This window comes from Companilactobacillus jidongensis, assembly GCF_003946575.1.
GTDB lineage: Bacteria > Bacillota > Bacilli > Lactobacillales > Lactobacillaceae > Companilactobacillus > Companilactobacillus jidongensis.
Map to the genome: position 1 here is coordinate 16,137 of NZ_RHOP01000014.1, position 22,399 is coordinate 38,535.

A 22,399-nucleotide genomic window follows, 5' to 3' on the forward strand; every position below is an offset into this window, starting at 1 on the left:
TTTTTCTGGATACGTTTACGTAAGTCTTATCACTTATTTTCTGAAAATAACTGTGTTACCATTTTTAATGGTGTAAAAAAACACGTTACTTAGGGGAGGACGTATCTATGAGAGAAATTGTATTTGTTGTGGGATCTTTATTAGTTTTAATGCTTGAAAAATATGTCTTAGCCAATAATTCAATTGATTGGTTGGGAGCAATCGTGCCGATGGTATCAATAGTATTTATTATGTGGCTATTGGTTACCAAGCAGTTGAGTCTAGACCTATTAGATATTTTAGTTTCCATATTGTACGTATCAATGAGCTTTATCTTTTGGGGACAAGGCAATGATCTATATCATAGAAGAACAGTTAAAAAAATTGCCAAGCAGTTGTATGAGGGCACAGAGAGTATGACAAAACGTATTTAGTTTTTAAGCACGATTGTTTGTTATCGTAGATCAAAGGTTACATAATTAGGATGGATTTGGGGAGCGGTACCCTAGATCCATGCTTCGAAGTCAGCCATAATAGTTTGTTACTATTTGGAAGACTTCCTCCTTTGTATGCTTCACATTACTAAAAATGTTTCTTGTAAAGCTCATTTTGCAAGTAATGAAAAGATATAATTCCTTTCAAGAATAGGGTATACTTTCAATGTAGTGTACCTTATTTTTTTGGAGGGAAATCATGTTAAATAAGTTAGAAGTTATGTTGTATGTTAAGAATGTAGATCTGATTTCGAAATTTTTCCAAGATGCATTAGGTGCAAGATTGATCAAAGAAACTAAGATGATCGATGGTAGCTTCGAATTGAAGCTAAGTGTACTAGATCAGGTTAATATCAACTTGTATGATGTTGAATTTATTAAGGAATATTCTCCAGCGGTGTCGCTTGAGATGCCATCATTGATGTTTTTGACTAATGATATTCGAGATTTGCATGATCAAATCGAAATGTACGCAAATACAGTTAGCGAAATTTCTGCACAAGGTGATCAGTTATTGTTTAACTTTTCTGATCCAGAAGATCATTATTTTGCAGTTGGTTCTGTAGTTGAAAATGACTAGAAATTGTTAAAGAGAGCGTGACAAAACACGTTTAGATTCTAAGTATAATGTAAAAAAGCTCTGTATTTACATAGTAAATACAGAGCTTTTTGTAGTTAAACGGAGGAAGCCGTGTTTTTGCGCGTTTAAACTGCAAATTCGAGTAATTTTACAGTTATGTCACAGTCTCCTTTGTGTTCAGTAAATAAGTTAATTCGTATGGATAAATATCAATTGTTTATTGGTAGAGGCATCCTTAGAAAATTTCCAATTAGGATGATTGAATTTTTTTATATCGTTGGTTTGAGTAATATTATTCTCAGCCATGAATCGTACCATTTCACCACGGGCCATTTTGGCTAAGGTAGCTTTAATTTTTAATTTATCATTAACTAAGCTACCAAATACAACACTAATCATTTCTTGATCTGATTTTAAATAAGGCGTAATAGTTTTGGCATATTCTTGTGAAGCTAGATTGACTATTGGTTCTTTGGTGTTTGACAGCGCCTCATAAATTTGAGAATTCCAGAAGTCGTACAGGTTATTGTATCCTGGAATTTTTAGTTTTGATTGCATTTCTAAGCGATAGGGGACCACTCCATCAAATGGGCGAAGGATTCCGTAAAAACCCGATAGTATCCGTAGATTTTGCCGGACATAGTCCAGTGCTGGTTCGGTGAATAGATCTGGTGCCATGTATTGATATTGAATACCGCTGAAAGCAAGTAGGGCTGGGGTTAAATTATGTTTCAAATTAATTTTTTGTAACCATTGATAGTTTGGTTCAGCAAGTTTGTCGCTACAGTTCCATAATTCTCTTGCTTCATGATAGGTAAGTTTACGCATGTCATGCAGGATTTGTTTGGTCTGGTCGAGATATTGAGGTAAATTTTCATATTCAAAAGTATCATTATCAATGATCATTTTTTTGGCAGGAGCAATGATTATTTTCATGAATATTTCTTTCTAAAAGAGCTGATACCATTCACGTCACGGTATCAGCTCTATATTTTTATAATATTGGTGATAGCAATCTAGAGAAACGTTGCTTAAAGTGTAACCAGTGTCCTTGGCTCTTAATAACTTCAGGCGTTATAAGTAGACTGTCTTTCATATCTTTTTCGAAGGCACGAGAGATCTTATGGGAAATCTTTGAATCATAGATGAAGGCATTAGCTTCAAAATTCAATGAATAACTTCTGAAGTCCTGATTCATTGAACCGACGGTACAGATCTTATCATCGAAGACACTAGCCTTGGCGTGCAAGAAGCCTTTTTGATAACTATAAATTTTGATTCCGTAACTAGTTAGCAGGTTGGCATAATACTGGGTTGCACGATAGATGAAAGGATGATCAGGCATACAAGGAATCATAATTCTGACGTCGACACCGGATCTAGCAGCAATGGTCAAAGCAGTGAACATTGGATCGTCTGGTACCAGATATGGTGATTGAATCCAAACACTCTTCTTAGCACTGACGATCATGTCGATGAATCCATCCTTCAGAACTTCTTCACGTCTGTCAGGGCCATCGGTCACGATTTGGATAGGTAAGTTAGACTCGGTATCAAATCGATCAGAAGGGAAGTATTTCTCTTGAAATGATAATGCTTCTTCACGTCGTTCAATCGAAGCATTCCAATCTTGGAAGAAACGTTCCTGTAGAAGTAAGGTGGCGACACCTTTGATACGAACATGGGTATCACGCCAATAACCAAATTTATCAGTTACGTTGACATATTGGTCACCAACATTGAATCCACCCGTCCAACCGACACATCCGTCGATAACAACGATTTTTCTGTGCAAGTGATAGTTTAATCGAGTCTTAGCAATAACGTTCTTAGAAGTGATGAATTGCAGAACCTCGCCACCTGCGGCAACAAAGTCCCTGAACCAACTCTTACGGGTTCCATTTGATCCCCATGGATCATATAGTAGACGAACTTCCAGTCCTTCTTTGGCTTTTTGTGTGAGTAGCTCGAGGAATTGATCACCGATGTCACTCTTTATGAAGGCATAGTATTCGACGTGAACAGTTTCTTTAGCATTTCTAACGTCTTCAAACATTTTTTGAAATTTTTCTTTGCCATCAAAAACCAAATCCACTTCGTTATGACGGGTCAAAGGAGTTTCTTCAGTTTCATTGAAGAACTTAATAATGTGGTCAGCATAGTGTGTCTGATCCGAACGATTACTGGAATCCTTTTCGTTATTCTGACGATCAATAGCTTTTCTTTTAGCATCATCAGCGAGTTCCATTAATTTTAGCTGATCCAAACCAACGTGTTTTTGGTTACTAATACTAAAAATCTTTTCTTGAGCAATACCGCGTCCAAAAAACGCATAAATTAAAAATCCTAGGATCGGTAGCAATGTCAAAACTAGGATCCAAGCCCATGTTGTAACGATATTTCTAGGTCTGTGAAAAACAGTTATTAGTGCCGAAATTGTGTTAAGTAATAAGATAATTAATATTAGCCAAATAATCCAGACATCAATCATTATATAAATTCCCCTCTATTTCATATTAAAGAGTTTATCTCACTTTCTAAATAAAATCTATTTTCTCGAGTGATGATATTTTGTTTTACAGTGTAATTTAATAGGTATACGAAAATAGCCATCCAGAACAATGTTCCGAATGGCTATCTATATGATATATGATTAATCTCGGTTGTTTCCAAATATCAAAATCAAACGTAGTAGCTGCAATGCTGTAGAGATTGCGGCAGCAACATAAGTTAAGGCAGCGGCCCCGAGAACTTTTTTTACCATAGGGACTTCGTCGCTTTCAAGCAGATCACCTGAACTGAGAATTTTAATGGCACGTCCAGAGGCGTTGAATTCAACTGGCAAAGTTACCACTTGAAACAATACTACTAGTGCGAACAGCCAAATTCCGACAGTGATCAAAGTATGATTCATACCTAGAATCATACCAACGAAGATCAAAGGGATCGATGCCTTTGATCCTAGATTGACAGCAGGGACTAATGCGGCTCTTAAGCGCATTGGTGCGTAACTCTTTTGATCTTGGATCGCATGTCCGCATTCATGGGCAGCAACACCGATAGCTGCGACTGAAGTTGATTCATAAGTTGAATCAGACAGATTTAATGTCTTGTCCCCAGGATTGTAGTTATCAGTTAAATTACCACTTACACGATTTATCTGAATATTTTGTAATCCAGATCGATCAAGAATATATCGAGCAGCTTCGGCACCAGTGGTCCCACGGCGACTGTCATATTGATCGTATTTGTTAAAGTTATGTTTGACGAACCATGACGCCCACAAACTTATAACTAAACCAATGATAATTAAGATGAAAGTGGGGTCAAGGCCATATCCGTAATATCCGTACATTTATTGTTAACTCCTCTTTAATTCTTTGTTGCTTATATTATATCCATTCTTTGTGAAGTTTTCTTGAATAACGCAGTCCAAAGTAACAAATTTTACTGTATCAAGCTTGATTTGATCTTTAACGAACATGATCAAGCGCTGTGCAATTTCAGCTTTGTCTTCATCATTCAAGTCATCGGATAATTGAACTGAGAGCTTTCCCGATGCATCATCAATATTTTCAATAGCAATAACTGAAATAATTTTTTTAGTTCTCTTATCACGAATGAACCAATAGATACTAGTATCGCGCATCGTACTTTTGGCAGTATGACTAATGAAATCTGTAGTATTGGCGATACTCATCTTCAAAAATTCACTAGCTTCTTTTAATTTGAAGTGTGAAGGAAATTCCCACAAAAAATTTTCTGTTATAAATGGTCTGTAAGATTTTAGTTTTGTCATTATTCGATAATCATACTCTTCTTGGCGCTCTTGTGAAGTTTGTTGATCCATGGCTTCAAGCGTTCAGTTGTAAGTAATCCTAGTAGATAGAATCCAATACCGAATGCTGCAAGGATGATGATATCCTTTGTTGCATTTGGCCAATATATTCCACCCACCGCTTCACGTAGCAGATTGACCGCATACGTAAATGGTAAGTACGGGTTGATAAATCTGAAGAATCCACCTGATAGAACAACTGGGAAGTTACCACCGGCACCAGAAATCGATAGCACCAGTATGATAATACCAATACCTTTACCAACTGTTCCAAACATCTGAACCAGTGAGTACAGAATTGATATGAAACAGAAACTTACCAGCATCATGAATAGTATCAAGAAGACTTTTTGTTTAACATACGTGTGGATCAAGAAGATGTTACCTAAGGTAGCGGCCACAGCTTGCAATAAGTTCAATGATGCGAAGGTTAAATAACGGCCATTGAATCGTTGCATGAAGTTATAACGATATTTTTGTCTATCATTTAACTTGAAGTGAACCGTGAAGACACTTGATAGTAGCAAGGCACCAACCCAAACACAGAGTGCTAAATAGAATGGGGCACTAGCAGAACCATAGTTTGGAACGTCATAGAGATTGTTTTGTTTCAATTTAACAGGATTAGAGAAGAAGTCAGATTCAGTATTAGCATCAGCTTTCATTAACTTGATGATTGCTGATAGATCGACTTCTTTTTCTCCAGCCTTTAGGATCTTGGCTGAATGATGAACGTCCTTCTTCAATTGTGGCCAATCATTGACAGCAAAGTCATTGGCAGCTGATAGTGATTGTTCTAGTTCTGGAGTCTTCGAGTTAACTAAGTTCAGAGCGGTCGACAATTGATTCTCGATCTCTGGTAATTGATATTGAACGAAGAAAGTAGCCTTAGATAACTTAGTCTTCAGATTAGGATAATCGTTATTGTAGAAGTCATTTGCGAGGTTAATACCCGTAACGATGTTACCCATATTTCCATTCAACAATGTATTAGCATCGTGAATCTCGTTTCCAACAGCAGGTAGTTGCTTTTGATATTTCTGTAAGTATGTCAAAGCAGTCTGTAAAATTCCCTTTGTATTGCTTAGGAGTCCAGGAATAGCTGGGATAACGTTGGTGTTAACTTCTCCAAGAGTATTGCTTGCATCAGTTAAGAAATTCTTGATGTCAGCAATACTGCTAGATACAGAATCTAATATCTTCAAGTTCTTGATATCATTAACTTTGTCAGCAATCGTATCAGATTGAGTTGATAGGTCAGATAACTTGGATTGTAATTGATCAGTGCTCAAGTTGTCGAAGTCATCGATGATGGCATTGGCACGATCAGCAAGGGTATCATTCAGAGCCGCTAGATCATTAAGATGCTTGATCGGTGTATTCATAGCAGTTGTTTGATTATTCCCAAATTGATCGGCAAGTTTGTTGTAAAGGTTTTGTAAGTCAGTCAAAGTTGAAGCAACTTGACGGGAGACAGTGGCTAATTGTGTAGCATTGTCAGCCATATTTTGAATGACAGTCTTCAATTGTTCTTTAAGTTCAGTATTTTTGGGATCATCCTTGATCTTATCGATCAAAGTATTGATATTACTTGCCGAAGTACTGATTTGTTTGGCCAGGTTATAAATCATTGATAAGCCAGTATCAATAGTTGATTTAATAACTGGTAGAGCATTTTGAATCTTGGGTATCAAGTTAGTATTAGCATTATTAATTGCGGTCTCAGCATCGTTACCAAGTTTTGTAACGTCAGGCATGACATTTTCTACTTGCGTGATAACCTTGATACCATTATCAACTTGCGTAATGCTACTATCCATTAAGTTAGAGATTTGACTGAAGTCGTTATCAATCGTATTGATCTGTGAACCGGCACTCTTTATCTCGGGGATCTTAGTTTGTAGTTGTTTGACGGCTGTGCCACCTTCATCAACTAGTGGTAGAAAGTTATTCAGATTAACAAGTTTTTGGGCATCAGCGTTCAGTTCAGGAATGTATCCGTACATATCGTTGACTTCATTAAGTTTGTTATTAAGATCTGGAATCAGAGTATTAGCCACTTTAACTTTGTCCATGATACTTTGCAATTCACCACGGTTTTGGTCGGTCAATTCTAGCAAGCTAGATAGACGACGTATCATTGGCAAGTTGTTTTCAATTTCAACACCTGACTTGTTCAGAACAGTCGCAATAGTTTTACTGATTGTACCGATGAACTCATCAGAAATCGTATTTTGTAGAGTCGTCGCACCCGATTCAGTTAACTTCGGCGCGACGGCGTTGATCTTTTGGTTAACTGAGTAGACTAGGGTAGGTTTCTTGATTTCTCCTGAAGCAAAACTCATGATATCCTTGGAGAAACTCTTTGGGATGTAGATTCCGGCATAGTACTTACCAGATTTGACACCTTGATCTAATTGTTTCTTTGAATCCGTGAAGACCCAACCAAGTTTTTTATTCTTTTTTAAGTTAGCGATTAAATCTTTACCAATTTCAATGTTTTCACCTTTGAGTTTGACCGCTTGGTCATCTGAGTAAACGGCCACTTTTAGGTCACCAGTGTTTGAATATGGATCCCATAACGCCCATACGTTGAACCAACAATATAAACATGGCAAAATAATCAAAGCCATCATTAATAACGTCGCTGGTTTTGATTTAAGAGTTCGTTGTATATCTATTCTGAATAATTCCCAAGATTTGATGATGTGCCCTCCTCAACGGTTCGGTTCCTAACAAAGTAATTTAACATAAATTAACTATGAAATAAACCATTATGTTAATGGATTAGAATAAATGAAATTATTAACGCGTTTTAAAATTTCAGAATCATCGTGCATTAGTGAGTGTTCCGCCTTGGAACCATTGACCGGATAATCGATATATTCTTTTACGCGTGGTTTGAGAATATAAGAAATCGATTGAACCGATGTTACGGAAATATATTTGTCACTGTTTGAATAATCTTCGACGTTGCCGTAAATATTCAAGACCCTTAGGTCGTTAGAAATACTGTTTCGCCCCATGAAAATCCTAAAATAAGTTGGGCTCATGAAGGCGGGATGACCGTCAGACTTGATGCGGTTAAGATTTGGAAGATCACCAAGTCCGAGAATACCATTGAAGGGACCGGCGATAAGGACTAATTTTTTTAAGCGTGGCATGTAGGGATGTAATTTTTCTTTTAAATTGACTAGGACCAGAGCTACGGCACCTAATGAATGTCCAACGGCATCGTAGGTGTCAAATTCATATTTGGTTCTCAAATTAAATAAAAGTTTGGATAACCAGTAAGATATCAGATTACTCCCAACGTATTTATTTTGAAAAACAACTTGGATTATCGGATGTGCATCATCGGTCCAAGTACCCTCATATGTGATTTTTCCATTCCAATTTATCATGGCCTTTAGGTATTCTGTTTTGTGATTGAACCTTAGTGCCGATTCAATCATTTTTTCAGTCGTGTAGTCCCCACCACGAAAGCCGTGAATATAAAGTATCGGCCACTGTTTTTTTTTCATAAATTCACCCCAACACTAACCTATTATATAATGAAAAGTAACAAAATATAACTAATCGAGGTAAGACATTGCAAAAATATTATGCGGTACGACACGGGAAGACTCCCGGAATCTATCGAACTTGGGCGGAATGCAAGGCTCAAGTTGATGGATTTACTAATGCACGGTATAAAAGTTTCACTACTGAAGCAGAAGCAAAAAAGTTTTTAACCGACAAAGATAATTATGCACCCAAGAAGACAACATCAAAAAAAACTAGTGATTTAAAAGATTTTGATGTTGTCGTTTATACCGATGGCGGTTCGCGTAACCATGGGAATGTCAAAGGTGGACATGTCAGAAGCGATGATCGTGCTGCTTGGGCATATCATATCAACGCTGGTGGTGAAATATTCGAAGGAACTGATGGCGAATTTGGTGCGACTAATAATCGGATGGAGATTATGGCACTGATTGAAAGTTTTAAACGTTTGAATGATTTGAAGCTTAATAATAGGAAGATTATATTTGTTTTGGACTCACAATACGTTCTTAATGCCATATCTAAGGGATGGTTAAATGGCTGGAAACGTCGAGGATTTAAGAAGGCAGATGGGCAAGTTCCGATTAATGTTGAACTTTGGCGTGAATTAGACAAACTACTACCAACGATTGATGATAAGACTTTTGAATGGACTAAGGGTCATGCCACTAATGTTGGTAACAATCGAGTTGATGAGTTGTTGAATGAGACGATGGATAGAATGTGATCTAAAGATAAATGAATAATGGAACAAAAAAAACAGGCATGGACAATCCGTCCATACCTGTTTTGCTATCTAATTAAATAATCCTTGGAAAAATGAAACAATACTATCCCAAATTCGTTGTGCAAAATTGCGATTTTCTTGAGTATTCAAGTTGTTAAAAATATTCTTGGCTTTACTCATGATGTCGCTACTTAACTTCGAAGCTTGTTCCTTGAAGTTTGAGTTTTTCAAAGCACCTGAATCTCTGATTTCTACCATCAAGTTAATGATCTTTTGTTTTTGATTATCTGTAATGATGTTTTGTAGATTGTTTTTTTGTAAGTTGTTGTTAACAATTGTTGTGATTTGGTTAACAGTAATGGTATCGCCTTTTTGAGCAATATCTGATTTCATACCGGCAACGGCGTTGTTTAATTGTTTATCAGAATAACCATCTGTTCCTTTGTTAGCATCAGTGATTCCACTTAGAACACCCATTTCATTTTGGGCCGCATTGACTTGGCTTTGATTCAATGAATTACCAGTACTTGCATAAGCAGCATAGATGCCTGCCAAAGCGCCAGAACCATCAATTGGTGTGGCCGATGTTACGTAGATATTGGCATCGCTGATTCCGGCTGTAACAGCAGCGTTTCGATATTGATCAGCTGTAATAGTGGTTATATTGTTGCTGCCATTGTAGTCAACGATTTTAACGTTGATGCCTGAACCAGATGAAGTTTTTTGAATCAAGGCTGAGGACCAGACTCCAGAACTACTAGTAAATGAACTACCACTTGGGTTCAAATACTTGACCAAAGTATCACCAGTTACGGTAACGGTCGTGTAGTTACTACTGTTGCCACTGATCTGTGAAGATAGGGCATCAATTGTACCTTGCTTTTGAGTGTCCGTAAGGGACGTACCCAGCGTCATCACTGGTTGATCACTCAAACTATCAGCTTTAACACTTTGAGTAGTAAAAATACCCAAGGTGATCAAAGATACTAAACTAAGTAAAACAATATTTAACTTTTTCAAGGCAAAATCCTCCTTAGCTACATTAAACCAAATAATTATGAATAATTCGAGAACTATGCAAAAGAAATTTTTGTGCAAACGCTTAAAATAGCCATTGAATAATGATTGTGGTATCCTATAGTTTCTAGGAAATCGCTTTGATTTACAAAAAAAGAAAGAATAGGTGAAACGAACAATGAAAATCGTTGTCCTCTCAGGTGGAAGAAGTACCGAAAGAAACGTTTCTTTATCTTCAGGTGTGAAGATTACAAACGCATTAAGAAGTAAGGGTTATGAAGTCGCATATGTGGATTCATTTCTTGGAGTAGATGTAGCTGAAGATGCAATTGATGATCTATTCACTACAGAACCACAAGATGAATCTAACTTGATCATCAGTGATGAAGTTTTGACTGATGAAAAGATCAATGCCTTACGTACTGACGATACTATTGGATTACTTGGAAAGAACGTATTGAATATTTGCCAACACGCCGATATTGTCTACATGGGACTTCACGGTGAAGATGGTGAAAATGGTAAGATGCAAGCTGTGTTCGATGTTTTCGATATTAGATATACCGGAAGCGGATCGTTGGCTTCAGGTATCGCAATGGATAAAAAGTTTTCTAAAGAAGTTTTTGTCCAAAACAATATTCAAACAGCTGATTACACCACAACAACTACAAGTAAAATCTCAGCCGAGGATATACCATTCGGTTTCCCAATGGTAGTTAAACCATCAAATGGTGGTTCAAGTGTTGGGACACATATTATTAATAATGAAGCAGAACTTGAAGAGAATATCGCTGATGCCTTGAGATTCGACAAAGAGGTTTTGATCGAAGAATACATCAAAGGTAGAGAATTCTCAGTTGCGATGGTTGATGATCACGCTTTGCCAGCCGTTGAGATTGCGGTTGATACAGGTTGGTATGACTTCCAACACAAGTTTGTTGAGAATAACGTAACTCACTTCATCACTCCTCCAGATTTGGATGACGAAACACATGCGCGTATGCAAGCAATGACCAAAGATACTTTTGATGCTTTAGGCATGACTAATTATGGTCGGGTTGATTTCTTGTTACGCGATAGTGAATTGTACGTTATGGAGGCTAACACTTTGCCAGGTATGACACCATTATCATTGATGCCTCGTGAAGCAAAGGCCGCTGGTATTTCGTATGCTGATTTATGTGAAAGCATCATTAAAAGTAAAGTACGTATATATGACGAAAAATAATTGATTGTTGCTCCCTGTCCGGTTGGATAGGGAGCTTTTTTTAGTTTTAGATAAATAAAAAATGCCTGATTGAGTTCAGACATTTTTTTAAAAATAAATCATATTTGATCTACGACATCGTAATTTATTTTATTTTGATCAAAATATTCTTTGTATTTTTCAGGAAGTTCTTCATCAGTGATCAATAGTGATATATCGCTCAAACTAGCATATGTCATCAAAGTACTCTGGCCAATTTTAGTGTGATCAGCGAGAACAACTATTTCTTGAGAACTGTTAACTATTTGCTTTTTTGCTTTGTATTTGTCAGACGAGTAATTTGTTAGACCATTTTTGATAGAGAGGCCAGTTGTAGCCATGAAGGCAGTATTTATATTCAGGTCTTGTAAACTCTCACTTGAAATACCGACACGTTCTACCATCGACATGGTTTCTCGATCGAGAACATTGCCAATGACGATTAAAGTTATATTTGTAAACTTTTCCATTTGTGAAATTATTCTAAAGTTGTCAGTAATTATCACATATTTAATATCTTTTGGTAAAAAGTTGAGTAACTGTTCGGTGGTTGTTCCGGAGTCGATATAAATAATATCATTTTCTTTAATTAATTTGCCAGCATTTCGAGCAATAGATTTTTTTATAGAAATATTTTTTGTTTGTCGAGAATTAAATAATTGTAGTTCATCCATTGGAGATTGATTTTTTGAAACTAATTCAACACCACCATAAACTTTCTTGATGTCACCGGTTTTTTCAAGATCTGATATATCACGTCTAATAGTATTCATGGAGACATTAAAATAGCTTTGTAATTCTTTTAAACTAACAATTTTTTGCTGAACGATGTAGTCATATATGTGTTCTACTCTTTTATTCTTCATAAGATACTCCTTTTTCACTAATAAACGCTATCATATACACAAATTATAATCAAGTTGCTAATAAGTTGACAATAACTTAACCATAAGTTACCATTCACTTGTGAAATTCTATTTGGTATGTGAGGAGGTTTTATATTGAATTCAAAAGAAAAGAAAGTCAATCGAAAAGTAACACTGATATCGATCATATCCACATTTGGTGGATTGTTGTTTGGATATGATACCGGTGTTATCAACGGTGCTCTTCCGTTCATGATTCAAAAGGATGAGCTAAATGTTCCCGCATCTGCCGAGGGAATAATTGCTGGAGCTTTAACTTTGGGTGCAGCTGTGGGTGCTGTGACTGGAGGAAAATTATCGGACAAGTACGGTCGTAAAAAGATCATTACTAATCTAGCCTTGATTTTTATTGTTACAACAATTGGATGCGCCGTGTCTCCAACCTTGGGCGTTCTAATTTTTTTCAGATTTCTTTTAGGTTTAGCAGTTGGTGCTGCATCAGTCGTTGTTCCGACCTTTTTAGCAGAAATGGCGCCGACTCATAAACGTGGTAGAATCGTTGCGCAAAATGAAGTGATGATCACTGGGGGACAATTTTTAGCATTTACAATGAACGCTATTTTAGGAACAACTATGGGCCATGTTCCAGGAGTTTGGCGTTGGATGTTAGTACTTGCAACGTTACCAGCGGTGGTCCTTTGGTTTGGTATGTTAATCGTTCCAGATTCACCAAGATGGTTGGCAGCAAATGATAGTGAAGCTAAAGCTTTTGATGTTTTGAAAACTATTAGAACACCAGAAGAAGCCGAAGATGATATGGAGAAAATTAAAATTTCTCTTAAGTCCGAAAAGGAATTAGATGCAGCTTCGTACAAAGATCTAAAGATACCGTGGGTTAGAAAGATTCTGATTATTGGTATTGGATTAGGAATTGTTCAGCAAATCGTTGGTATCAATATCATGATGTATTATGGAACAACGATTCTTGAGAGTTCAGGTTTTTCAAGAAATGCGGCTTTAGTTGCCAACATCGCTAATGGTTTGACTTCGACAGTTGCGGCATTCTTCGGAATGTTTATCGTAAATAAGTTCAAACGCCGATCAGTATTTTTAACTACATTAGCGGGAACGACGACAACAATGTTCTTGATCACACTTGTTAATGCATTTATGAAGGGTAATCCCTTAATGCCATACGCTACGATTCTCTTAACAATTACATTTTTGGCATTTTTCCAAGGAGGTATTTCTCCAATCACATGGACCCTTTTATCTGAAATATTCCCGGTCCGTCTAAGAGGATTAGGAATGGGAATGGCGACATTCTTCCTATGGATTGGTAACTTCTTCGTTGCCATCATTTTCCCATGGCTGGTCGCCAATGTTGGTATGACATATAGTTTCCTACTGTTTGTTATTTTTAACATAATTTCTATAATCTTTGTTATTTTCTTCGTTCCTGAAACACAAGGTAAGTCGTTAGAAGAAATAGAACTTGATTTCAAATTCGACGATAGCTTTAAGAAAGAGGACAGAATATGAAAAAAGTAAAAATTGGTATTATCGGTGCCGGACGAATAGGCAGGTTTCATATTGAAAATATCTCACAATTAGATGAAATGTTTGAAATTGTTGCAGTCGCAGATGCTTTTTCGACGGATTTAGAGAGTCTTAAAGCGCGTTATCACATTAAAAATATTTATAAAGATTATCAAGAAATAATAAATGATACAGATATTGATGCTGTTTTGATTTGTAGTCCGACAGATACACATGCACAAATTGCAATTGAAGCAGCCAACGCAAAAAAACAAATTTTTTTGGAAAAACCAATTGATCATGATATTGACCGAATCAAAGAGGTTATTAAAGCAGTTGAACAAAACAACGTCAAATTACAAGTTGGATTCAATCGTCGATTTGATCATAATTTTAAGACGATTCAACATCAAATTGCGGATAACAAAATTGGGAAACTGCAAATCGTTAAAGTGACTTCCAGAGATCCAGAGCCACCTTCAGCCGATTATATCAAGAGTTCAGGTGGGTTATTCATGGACATGAGCATTCATGATTTCGATATGGTTAGATATCTTGCGCAGAGTGAGGTTGTCTCAGTTGAAGTATTTGGTGGCAATCTCGTAAATGATGAGATCAAGGAAGCCGAAGATATTGATACAGCGGTAATTAATTTACGCTTTGAGAGTGGTGCTTTAGGTCAGATCGACAATTGCCGTGCAGCAGTTTATGGATATGACCAGCGAGCCGAGGTTCTTGGCAGTAAAGGACAAGTGATTGCTTACAATGACCAAAAAAGTAATACAGAACTTTATACTGCAAAAGGAGTAGAGAAAGAAGTATTACCTCATTTCTTTTTAGATCGATACAAAGATGCATATCGTGATGAATTCAAAGAATTCCACCAAGCCATTTTGGAAGATAGAAAACCAAGTGTTAACGAAGTAGATGGACTAAGAGCAGTTGAAATTGCTAAAGCTTGTCAAATATCATTTAAAGAACATAAAGAAGTGAAAATAAAAAACTAATTCAGGAGAACCTAAATGAAGACACTTAAAAATTTTATTAATGGCGAATGGGTTGAATCTAAGTCAAAAGAAACAATGGAGTTACTTAATCCAGCGACTAAAGAGGTGATTGCTTTGGTTCCAGTATCAACTAAGGAAGATGTTGATATGGCGACTAAGGCAGCAAGTGATGCTTTTGAGATTTGGAAAAATGTTGCAGTACCGCGTCGTGCTCGGATATTTTTCAAATTTCATCAATTACTTGTAGAGCATACAGAAGAACTCGGCAGAATAATTACGATCGAAAATGGTAAGAGTATCAATGAAGCGATAGCTGAAGTAAAAAGAGGTATTGAAAACGTTGAGTTTGCTACAGGCGCTCCCACACTAACGATGGGTTATTCATTATCTTCAATAGCGACTGATGTGGAAGCAACTAATTATCGTTATCCTATCGGTGTTGTTGGGGGAATTACACCATTTAATTTTCCGATGATGGTTCCTTGTTGGATGTTCCCGATGGCAATTACTGTTGGTAATACTTTTGTTTTGAAGCCATCCGAAAAAGCCCCATTACTAACAGAAAAGTTAGCTGAATTACTTCAAGAAGCTGGACTTCCCAAGGGTGTCTTCAATGTTGTAAATGGTGCCAAAGATGTTGTGAATGGAATATTGGATCATCCTGATATTAAGGCAATTTCATTCGTTGGCTCTAAGGCAGTTGGTGAATATATTTATAAGCGTGGTAGTGAAAACCTCAAACGTGTTCAAGCGTTGACGGGTGCGAAGAATCATACAACAGTATTGAATGATGCTAACGTCAAAGATGCAGTTAAAGCAATTGTGGCTTCTTCATTTGGAAGTGCCGGAGAACGTTGTATGGCAACTAGTGTTTTGGCGGTTGAAGAAGGTATCTATGATGAATTTATGTCAAAATTCGTTGAAGCTGTTAAAGATATCAAGATGGGTAATGGCCTAGATGAGAGTGTTGTGCTTGGTCCAGTAATCAGAGCAGAGAACCAAGAACGGACATATGGATATATCGAAAAGGGTGTCGCCGAAGGAGCCAATATCTTGTTAGACGGACGTGAACGGACTAATGACGAAGGATACTTTGTGGGACCGACTATTTTTGAAAATGTCACAACGGATATGACTATTTGGAAAGAAGAAATGTTTGCACCTGTTCTAAGTGTAATGAAAGTTGAAAATATTCAAGATGCAGTTATAACAGCTAATAAATCAGAATTTGCCAATGGCGCATGCCTATTCACTAATAATGCCAGTGCAATTAGATACTTTAGAGAGAATATCGATGCCGGTATGTTAGGTATTAATCTTGGTGTACCAGCGCCAATGGCATTCTTCCCATTCAGTGGTTGGAAGTCTTCGTTTTATGGAACGTTACATGCAAATGGAAAAGACAGCGTTGATTTTTATACTAGAAAGAAAGTTGTCACAGCTCGTTATTCACGAGCCGACATTTAGGTGGAAAACATGTTATTAAAACAAAGAATATCTAAACAAGTGCAAGATGGTGTAACGATGTTACAGGATCTACCTTTGAAGAGTGTTGAAGGACTGCAGTATACCGGCATGCGCGTACTCGAAATACATGAAGGTGCTAGTTATGGTGAAAAAACCACCAACTTCGAAGTTTGTGTGGTAGCTCTAACTGGAAAAATTTCTGTGGCAGATATTGAAAGTGATTTGGGAATTTTAGGAAAGAGAAACGATATTTTTGAGAAAATTCCTACAGATAGTGTGTACATCGGTATCAACAATCGCTTTGATATAACAGCTCAAAGTAATGCCAAAGTACTGATTGCATATGCACCTGCAAAAAAAGAATTACCCACAAAGGTAATTCTTTCTGAAGATAATTTGGTTGAACATCGTGGTAAATATAATAACAAACGATTGGTGCATAATATTTTGGATGATCAGTCAACAATTGCTGAGAGCTTGTTAGTGGTTGAAGTTTTTACTGATGAAGCTAACTGGTCAAGTTATCCACCTCATAAGCATGATAAAGATAATTTACCAGAAGAATCCTTACTTGAAGAAATTTACTATCACGAAATGAATCCTAAACAAGGTTTTGTTTTTCAACGTGTTTATACTGACAAATTAGATATTGATGAAACGATGACTGTGAAAAATGGCGATGCAGTTGTAGTACCTAGAGGTTACCATCCTGTCGGAGTTCCTGATGGATACGATAGCTTTTATCTGAATGTTATGGCTGGGCCCACAAAAATATGGAAGTTCAATAATGATAAGGATCACGAGTGGATCCTTGATAGGAGCGAATAAATGACAAACTTAGATTTGATTACCTTAGGAAGAGCTTGTATTGATCTAAACGCTGTAGAAATTAATAGACCGATGGAAGAAACAAAAACTTTTTCAAAATATGTTGGTGGTTCACCCATTAATATAGCTATTGGTAGTTCAAAGTTGGGTTTAAAAGTTGGATTCATCGGGAAAATTGCGGATGATCAACATGGTCGCTACATCGCAAAATATATTAATGATATTGGGATTGATACTAAAGGTATGATTGTTGATCACGAAAAACATAAAACTGGTCTGACCTTCACGGAAATAAAAAGTCCGACTGAAAGTAATATTCTTATGTATCGTGATGAAACAGCAGATTTATATTTAGATCCTAGTGAAATTGATGAAGAATACATCAAATCTGCAGCCTCACTGTTGATTTCAGGAACAGCTCTGGCTCAGAGCCCATCGCGTGAGGCAACGATAAAGGCAGCAAGATTAGCGGTTAAAAATAACGTTAAACTTATCTTCGAATTGGATTACCGTCCTTATACTTGGAAGTCGATGGAAGAAGTGTCGGAATATTATCTATTGATCGCCAAAATGGCTGACGTAGTTATTGGTACCAGGGATGAATATGATGTGATGGAGAATATTCAAAATGGCACAGAGCTGGATAATCAAAGAACGGTTACAGAATTATTTAAATATAGTCCCAACTTGATTCTCATTAAGCACGGTAAAGATGGTTCCTTTGTCTATACACGAGATGGGAATACTTATGAAGGAGGTATTTTTAAGACCAAAGTCTTGAAGAGCTTTGGCGCAGGAGATTCCTATGCTTCAGGATTTATATTTGCACTACACAATGATTTACCAATAGATACAGCTTTGAAATATGGAGCTGCAGCATCGTCAATCGTTATAAGTAAGCATTCATCGTCTGAAGCAATGCCGACTGAAGAAGAAATCCAGACAGTTATTGCGGATGGCGAGGTGAAGTTTGATGACTGAGACGATCAAACTGACGGTCGCACAAGCAATAGTAAAATTTTTAAATCAGCAATATTATTCTATTGATGGTAAAGAAGAACCATTTGTGGAAGGTGTTTTTGGAATCTTTGGACACGGTAATGTATTAGGATTAGCCCAAGCTCTGCAAGAAAATCCTGGTCATTTGAATGTGTACCAAGGCAAAAATGAACAAGGGATGTCTCACGCTGCTAGTGCCTTTGCAAGACAGAATTTACGACAAAAAATATTTGCGGTGACTGCTTCAGCTGGACCTGGTTCGGCTAATATTGTGACCGCAGCCGGAACTGCAGCAGCCAATAATATTCCGTTGTTAATTTTCCCAGCTGACGTCTTTGCTACTAGACAACCTGATCCAGTATTGCAACAAATCGAAGTGGATTATAGTCCGACAATTACGACTAACGATGCTTTTAAGCCGGTATCTAAATTTTGGGATCGAATTGAACGTCCTGAACAATTGATGAGTAGTTTGATCAAAGGATTTGAGGTGCTAACTAATCCTGCTACAACTGGACCTGTTACAATCTGCCTTCCTCAAGATGTTGAAGGGATGAGTTATGACTATCCAGTAGAATTTTTTAATAAGCGAATTCATTATTTAAAGAGAGTCGCACCGGATGAGCAGGAATTACAACGAGCTAGCCAACTGATTGCCAAAAGCAAGAATCCTATTCTAGTTGTTGGAGGTGGGGCCAAGTATTCCGAAGCACAAGAGGTTATTAAGCGGTTTGCAATGAAGTTCAATGTTCCCATCGTTGAAACTCACGCAGGTAAGTCTACGATTGCAAGTGACTTTGAGTATAATCTGGGCGGATTAGGAATTTTGGGAACCTCAGCAGCAAATATCGCCATGAAACGATCAGACTTGGTAATCGGCTTGGGTACTCGATATACAGATTTCACAACTAGTTCTAAGACGATTTTTAACAGTCAAGCGCAATTCATAAATATAAATCTTAACAGAGTTCAAACATATAAATTTGATGCTGTCCAAATGGTGTCGGATGTTAGAAAAACTTTAGAACTGCTGATGGATTCAATTGGTGATTATCATTCAGATATCAATGATTTGGATATTTTGAAGAATGATTGGACTAAGGAAAGAAATCGTTTAGCAAATATTAAATTTACTAAACAAGACTTTGAACCAGAAATAAAGAATCAATTTGACCAAGAATTACTAAATAAATATTCTGAACAACTTGGTACTGAATATACACAGACTACAGCATTACTTAAGCTGAATAGTCTCATACAAGATTCAACTGTAGTCGCTGCTGCGGGGTCATTACCTGGTGATATTCAACGTGTCTGGGAAACTAATAAGTTCAATACATATCACATGGAATATGGATATTCTACGATGGGATACGAAGTCAGTGGGGCTCTAGGAGTCAGATTAGCTGATCCAAGTGAAGAAGTATACGCATTAGTCGGCGATGGTAGTTTTGTTATGCTTCACAGTGAATTACTGACGGCATTGCAGTACAACAAAAAAATCAACATAATTTTATTCGATAATTCAGGTTTCGGAAGTATCAATAACTTGCAGATGGGGCATGGCAGTGATTCTTACGGGACAGAATTTAGAGATTACAAAGATGATGTTATCAATGTTGATTACGCAAAAATTGCCGAAGGATACGGAGCAGTATCATACAGGGTTAATAATGAGACAGATTTAATTGAGGCGATAAGCGATTCTAAAAAGCAAAGCAAGTCAACTCTGATTGAGATCAAGGTGTTACCGAAGACGATGACTGAAGGGTATGACAACAGTTGGTGGCGTGTAGGTCTCTCGGAGGTTTCTAATAAAAAACAAATAGATCGATTGGTTTCTGAACAAAATGAGATGTTAAAAAAAGCAAAACAATATTAAATGTCAATTTACTTAGGAGAAAATCATGGTCGTAAAAGTAGGAATTGTAGGATTAGGTCGGTTGGGAAAAATTCATGTGGAGAATCTTTCTAAGAAAGTTTACAACTGCGAATTAGTAGCCGCCACTAGTATTGTGGATGAGGAATTAGAATGGGCCAAGGACGAATTGGGAGTGCAATATTTATATCACGATTTTGATGAAATGATTGCTAATGATGAGATTGATGCGATATTTATTGTTTCTCCATCATCATTCCACCCTGATCAAGTTGTCAAAGCACTGAATAAGAATAAACATGTTTTCAGTGAGAAACCATTAGGTCTTAGTGTTGAAGATATTCAAGCAATTTTACCAGTTATTAATAGTAGTTCTAAAAAATTCATGCTTGGATTCATGCGCCGTTTTGATGATTCATATCGATATGCCAAGGAAAAAATTGATGCCGGTGAAATCGGTGATGTTACATTGATTCGTTGTTATAGTATTGATCCGAGCGACGGGATGAAGAGTTTCGTAAACTTCGCTAAGAATAGCAATAGTGGCGGAATTTTCTCAGATATGTCGATTCATGATATTGATGTGATCAGATGGTTCTTAAACTCAGATGATGCCGGTGTTGATAGAGTTTGGTCATTAGGTAACAACGTTGCATATCCAGAATTAAATGACTTGAACGAATTGGAAACTGGTGCAGCGATGATGCAATTAGCTGATGATAAGATTGGTATGTTAGTTGCTGGTAGAAACGCAGCGCATGGCTATCATGTTGAAACTGAAATCATTGGGACAAAGGGTACATTAAGAATTGCCGCAACTCCGGAGAAGAACCTAGTTCAAGTAATGAATTCCAGTGGTGTAGTTAGACCAACATCTCAGAACTTTCCAGAGAGATTTCAACAAGCCTTTTTATCTGAAGAACAATATTTTATTGATGCCGTAGACAATAATACTGATATTGCCATTAAGGCTGAGGATGGTTTATATGCAACTCAAGTTGCGATTGCCCTTCAGGAATCATATGACAATAAAAAAATCATTGATATTAAGGGAGACCACTAATATGACGATCAAACTGGGAATTGCGCCAATAGCTTGGACTAATGATGACATGCCACAATTAGGGGCAAACAATACTTTTGAACAGTCAATTTCGGAGATGGCATTGGCGGGATTCAAAGGTACAGAAGTAGGAAGTAAGTTTCCAAAAGACGTCACAATTTTGAAACACGCTTTAGAAGTCCGCAATATGAGTATCGCCAGTGCTTGGTTTAGTTCATTTTTGCTTTCAAAAGATTGGGAAGAAAACGAAAAAGCTTTTAAGGCACATCGAAATTTTCTTCAGTCATTGGGTGCCAAAGTGATTGTTGTTTCGGAACAGGGAAATAGTATTCAAGGTCAAATTGATACACCGTTGTTTATGGATAAACCTATCTATACAGAGGAACAATGGGAAGCGGTCATCAATGGACTCGAGAAGTATGGTGATCTTGCTCATGAAAAAGGCATGGAAATCGTCTATCACCACCATATGGGAACTGGTATACAGACTACTGAAGAGATTGAATATTTGATGGATCATACAGATCCAAGCAAGGTAAGCTTGCTGTTTGATACCGGTCATTTAGTATTTTCCGGGGAAGATCCAATTTATATCTATGAGAAATATAAAAATAGAATCAAACATATTCATTTCAAAGACGTTAGAAAATCTGAAATGGAAAAAGCCAAAAACGATAATCGCAGTTTTTTAAATAGTGTTAAAGCTGGAACCTTCACCGTTCCTGGTGATGGGATGATTGATTTCGAACCAATATGGGAAAAAATCAAAGACAGCGGTTATGATGGCTGGATAGTGGTAGAAGCCGAACAAGATCCTGATAAAGCTAATCCGTATGAGTATGCTAAGAACACAAGAGCGTATATAAAGAAAGTCACAGGTTTGTAGGAGGAATTATGCCTTTAGTAAAAGTAGATTTACTACAAGACAGTTGGACTGAAGCTGATACCAAGAAGTTACTTGATGTTATTCATGAATCCTTGCTTGAGACATGGGATATTCCTGTCCGTGATCGTTATCAAATAGTTAACTATCATAAGAAAAATGAAATGATAGTTGAAGATACAGGCTTGAATATATCCAGAAGTGAACGTGTTATTATTATATCTGTTACAAGTTTTACCCGGACAATTGAGCAAAAGAAGAATCTCTATCGAGTGTTAGCTGATAAGTTGAGCAATTCGAATCTGGAACTTTCAAGTACTGATTTGATGGTTAATATTACAAATAATAATTTAGAAGATTGGTCATTTGGACTGGGTGAAGCTCAATTGCTGGATGAATGATTGAAATTTAATACAAGAAGTTGGAATCTATTGAAAGATA

General features: G+C 36.9%; 21 protein-coding genes. 13 read left to right on the forward strand and 8 right to left on the reverse strand.

Going from position 1 to position 22,399, the window contains the following annotated elements; genetic code table 11:
* Window positions 1–107 precede the first annotated feature (107 nt).
* Window positions 108–413 carry a hypothetical protein gene (locus EKM68_RS09310; protein WP_125590055.1) on the forward strand — a complete coding sequence of 102 codons (306 nt, stop codon included), beginning with the start codon at window positions 108–110 and terminating at the stop codon, window positions 411–413.
* 259 nt (window positions 414–672) lie between these two features.
* A complete protein-coding gene (locus EKM68_RS09315; protein ID WP_125590057.1) occupies window positions 673–1,053 on the forward strand; it encodes a VOC family protein in 381 nt (126 codons plus the stop codon).
* Between the two features lie 189 nt (window positions 1,054–1,242).
* Here the strand turns inward: EKM68_RS09315 and yaaA are convergent, their stop codons facing one another.
* From yaaA to EKM68_RS09345, 6 genes are all read right to left on the reverse strand, one after another.
* On the reverse strand, window positions 1,243–1,989 hold the full coding sequence (yaaA, locus tag EKM68_RS09320) for a peroxide stress protein YaaA (protein ID WP_125590059.1): 747 nt from the start codon (window positions 1,987–1,989) through the stop codon (window positions 1,243–1,245).
* A gap of 58 nt (window positions 1,990–2,047) precedes the next feature.
* Window positions 2,048–3,544, reverse strand: a complete 1,497-nt coding sequence (gene cls, locus EKM68_RS09325; RefSeq protein WP_125590060.1) for a cardiolipin synthase — start codon at window positions 3,542–3,544, stop codon at window positions 2,048–2,050.
* 162 nt (window positions 3,545–3,706) lie between these two features.
* Window positions 3,707–4,408 carry a zinc metallopeptidase gene (locus EKM68_RS09330; protein WP_125590062.1) on the reverse strand — a complete coding sequence of 234 codons (702 nt, stop codon included), beginning with the start codon at window positions 4,406–4,408 and terminating at the stop codon, window positions 3,707–3,709.
* A gap of 6 nt (window positions 4,409–4,414) precedes the next feature.
* Complete coding sequence (locus tag EKM68_RS09335) at window positions 4,415–4,852, reverse strand: hypothetical protein (protein ID WP_164509410.1); 438 nt, start codon at window positions 4,850–4,852, stop codon at window positions 4,415–4,417.
* Window positions 4,852–7,599, reverse strand: coding sequence for a YhgE/Pip domain-containing protein (locus EKM68_RS09340; protein WP_318530728.1), 2,748 nt, complete (start codon window positions 7,597–7,599; stop codon window positions 4,852–4,854). The genes EKM68_RS09335 and EKM68_RS09340 overlap by 1 nt, the downstream gene beginning before the upstream one ends.
* Before the next feature lie 66 nt (window positions 7,600–7,665).
* A complete protein-coding gene (locus tag EKM68_RS09345) occupies window positions 7,666–8,415 on the reverse strand; it encodes an alpha/beta hydrolase (protein ID WP_125590068.1) in 750 nt (249 codons plus the stop codon).
* Between the two features lie 68 nt (window positions 8,416–8,483).
* On the opposite strand from EKM68_RS09345, the gene EKM68_RS09350 reads away from it, so the two are divergent.
* Entirely contained in the window at window positions 8,484–9,164 is a 681-nt protein-coding gene (locus tag EKM68_RS09350; protein ID WP_125590070.1) for a ribonuclease H family protein, read from the forward strand.
* Between the two features lie 69 nt (window positions 9,165–9,233).
* On the opposite strand, the gene EKM68_RS09355 is transcribed toward EKM68_RS09350, so the two are convergent.
* Window positions 9,234–10,184, reverse strand: coding sequence for a DUF1002 domain-containing protein (locus tag EKM68_RS09355; RefSeq protein WP_125590072.1), 951 nt, complete (start codon window positions 10,182–10,184; stop codon window positions 9,234–9,236).
* Window positions 10,185–10,359: 175 nt separating this feature from the next.
* On the opposite strand from EKM68_RS09355, the gene EKM68_RS09360 reads away from it, so the two are divergent.
* Entirely contained in the window at window positions 10,360–11,409 is a 1,050-nt protein-coding gene (locus EKM68_RS09360; RefSeq protein WP_125590074.1) for a D-alanine--D-alanine ligase, read from the forward strand.
* 98 nt (window positions 11,410–11,507) lie between these two features.
* Here the strand turns inward: EKM68_RS09360 and EKM68_RS09365 are convergent, their stop codons facing one another.
* Window positions 11,508–12,293 (reverse strand): DeoR/GlpR family DNA-binding transcription regulator, encoded by a 786-nt coding sequence (locus tag EKM68_RS09365; protein WP_125590076.1) that lies wholly within the window; start codon window positions 12,291–12,293, stop codon window positions 11,508–11,510.
* Between the two features lie 135 nt (window positions 12,294–12,428).
* On the opposite strand from EKM68_RS09365, the gene EKM68_RS09370 reads away from it, so the two are divergent.
* The 9 genes from EKM68_RS09370 to EKM68_RS09410 are packed head-to-tail and all read left to right on the forward strand — an operon-like array spanning window position 12,429 to window position 22,359.
* Window positions 12,429–13,835: a sugar porter family MFS transporter gene (locus EKM68_RS09370; protein WP_164509411.1), complete on the forward strand. Its 1,407-nt coding sequence runs from the start codon at window positions 12,429–12,431 to the stop codon at window positions 13,833–13,835.
* Window positions 13,832–14,839, forward strand: a complete 1,008-nt coding sequence (gene iolG, locus EKM68_RS09375; protein ID WP_125590080.1) for an inositol 2-dehydrogenase — start codon at window positions 13,832–13,834, stop codon at window positions 14,837–14,839. The genes EKM68_RS09370 and iolG overlap by 4 nt, the downstream gene beginning before the upstream one ends.
* 15 nt (window positions 14,840–14,854) lie before the next feature.
* Entirely contained in the window at window positions 14,855–16,306 is a 1,452-nt protein-coding gene (locus EKM68_RS09380; RefSeq protein WP_125590082.1) for a CoA-acylating methylmalonate-semialdehyde dehydrogenase, read from the forward strand.
* A gap of 9 nt (window positions 16,307–16,315) precedes the next feature.
* The gene (iolB, locus tag EKM68_RS09385; protein ID WP_125590084.1) at window positions 16,316–17,134 is read left to right on the forward strand and encodes a 5-deoxy-glucuronate isomerase; all 819 of its coding nucleotides are present in this window, start codon (window positions 16,316–16,318) and stop codon (window positions 17,132–17,134) included.
* Window positions 17,135–18,115 carry a 5-dehydro-2-deoxygluconokinase gene (iolC, locus tag EKM68_RS09390; RefSeq protein ID WP_125590086.1) on the forward strand — a complete coding sequence of 327 codons (981 nt, stop codon included), beginning with the start codon at window positions 17,135–17,137 and terminating at the stop codon, window positions 18,113–18,115.
* A complete protein-coding gene (gene iolD / locus EKM68_RS09395; RefSeq protein ID WP_125590088.1) occupies window positions 18,108–20,015 on the forward strand; it encodes a 3D-(3,5/4)-trihydroxycyclohexane-1,2-dione acylhydrolase (decyclizing) in 1,908 nt (635 codons plus the stop codon). The genes iolC and iolD overlap by 8 nt, the downstream gene beginning before the upstream one ends.
* Window positions 20,016–20,040: 25 nt before the next feature.
* Entirely contained in the window at window positions 20,041–21,075 is a 1,035-nt protein-coding gene (locus tag EKM68_RS09400; RefSeq protein WP_125590091.1) for a Gfo/Idh/MocA family oxidoreductase, read from the forward strand.
* Window position 21,076: 1 nt separating this feature from the next.
* Window positions 21,077–21,961, forward strand: coding sequence for a myo-inosose-2 dehydratase (iolE, locus tag EKM68_RS09405; RefSeq protein WP_125590092.1), 885 nt, complete (start codon window positions 21,077–21,079; stop codon window positions 21,959–21,961).
* 8 nt (window positions 21,962–21,969) lie between these two features.
* The gene (locus EKM68_RS09410) at window positions 21,970–22,359 is read left to right on the forward strand and encodes a tautomerase family protein (protein ID WP_125590094.1); all 390 of its coding nucleotides are present in this window, start codon (window positions 21,970–21,972) and stop codon (window positions 22,357–22,359) included.
* Window positions 22,360–22,399 lie beyond the last annotated feature (40 nt).

Bases quoted from the DNA above. Each gene is read 5' to 3' on its own strand.
- EKM68_RS09410 (WP_125590094.1), top strand. From the start codon at position 21,970: ATGCCTTTAGTAAAAGTAGATTTACTACAAGACAGTTGGACTGAAGCT.
- EKM68_RS09360 (WP_125590074.1), top strand. From the start codon at position 10,360: ATGAAAATCGTTGTCCTCTCAGGTGGAAGAAGTACCGAAAGAAACGTT.
- EKM68_RS09365 (WP_125590076.1), bottom strand. From the start codon at position 12,293: ATGAAGAATAAAAGAGTAGAACACATATATGACTACATCGTTCAGCAA.
- EKM68_RS09315 (WP_125590057.1), top strand. From the start codon at position 673: ATGTTAAATAAGTTAGAAGTTATGTTGTATGTTAAGAATGTAGATCTG.
- EKM68_RS09380 (WP_125590082.1), top strand. From the start codon at position 14,855: ATGAAGACACTTAAAAATTTTATTAATGGCGAATGGGTTGAATCTAAG.
- iolG (WP_125590080.1), top strand. From the start codon at position 13,832: ATGAAAAAAGTAAAAATTGGTATTATCGGTGCCGGACGAATAGGCAGG.
- iolC (WP_125590086.1), top strand. From the start codon at position 17,135: ATGACAAACTTAGATTTGATTACCTTAGGAAGAGCTTGTATTGATCTA.
- iolE (WP_125590092.1), top strand. From the start codon at position 21,077: ATGACGATCAAACTGGGAATTGCGCCAATAGCTTGGACTAATGATGAC.
- EKM68_RS09335 (WP_164509410.1), bottom strand. From the start codon at position 4,852: ATGACAAAACTAAAATCTTACAGACCATTTATAACAGAAAATTTTTTG.
- EKM68_RS09310 (WP_125590055.1), top strand. From the start codon at position 108: ATGAGAGAAATTGTATTTGTTGTGGGATCTTTATTAGTTTTAATGCTT.
- iolD (WP_125590088.1), top strand. From the start codon at position 18,108: ATGACTGAGACGATCAAACTGACGGTCGCACAAGCAATAGTAAAATTT.
- EKM68_RS09330 (WP_125590062.1), bottom strand. From the start codon at position 4,408: ATGTACGGATATTACGGATATGGCCTTGACCCCACTTTCATCTTAATT.
- EKM68_RS09345 (WP_125590068.1), bottom strand. From the start codon at position 8,415: ATGAAAAAAAAACAGTGGCCGATACTTTATATTCACGGCTTTCGTGGT.
- yaaA (WP_125590059.1), bottom strand. From the start codon at position 1,989: ATGAAAATAATCATTGCTCCTGCCAAAAAAATGATCATTGATAATGAT.
- iolB (WP_125590084.1), top strand. From the start codon at position 16,316: ATGTTATTAAAACAAAGAATATCTAAACAAGTGCAAGATGGTGTAACG.
- cls (WP_125590060.1), bottom strand. From the start codon at position 3,544: ATGATTGATGTCTGGATTATTTGGCTAATATTAATTATCTTATTACTT.
- EKM68_RS09400 (WP_125590091.1), top strand. From the start codon at position 20,041: ATGGTCGTAAAAGTAGGAATTGTAGGATTAGGTCGGTTGGGAAAAATT.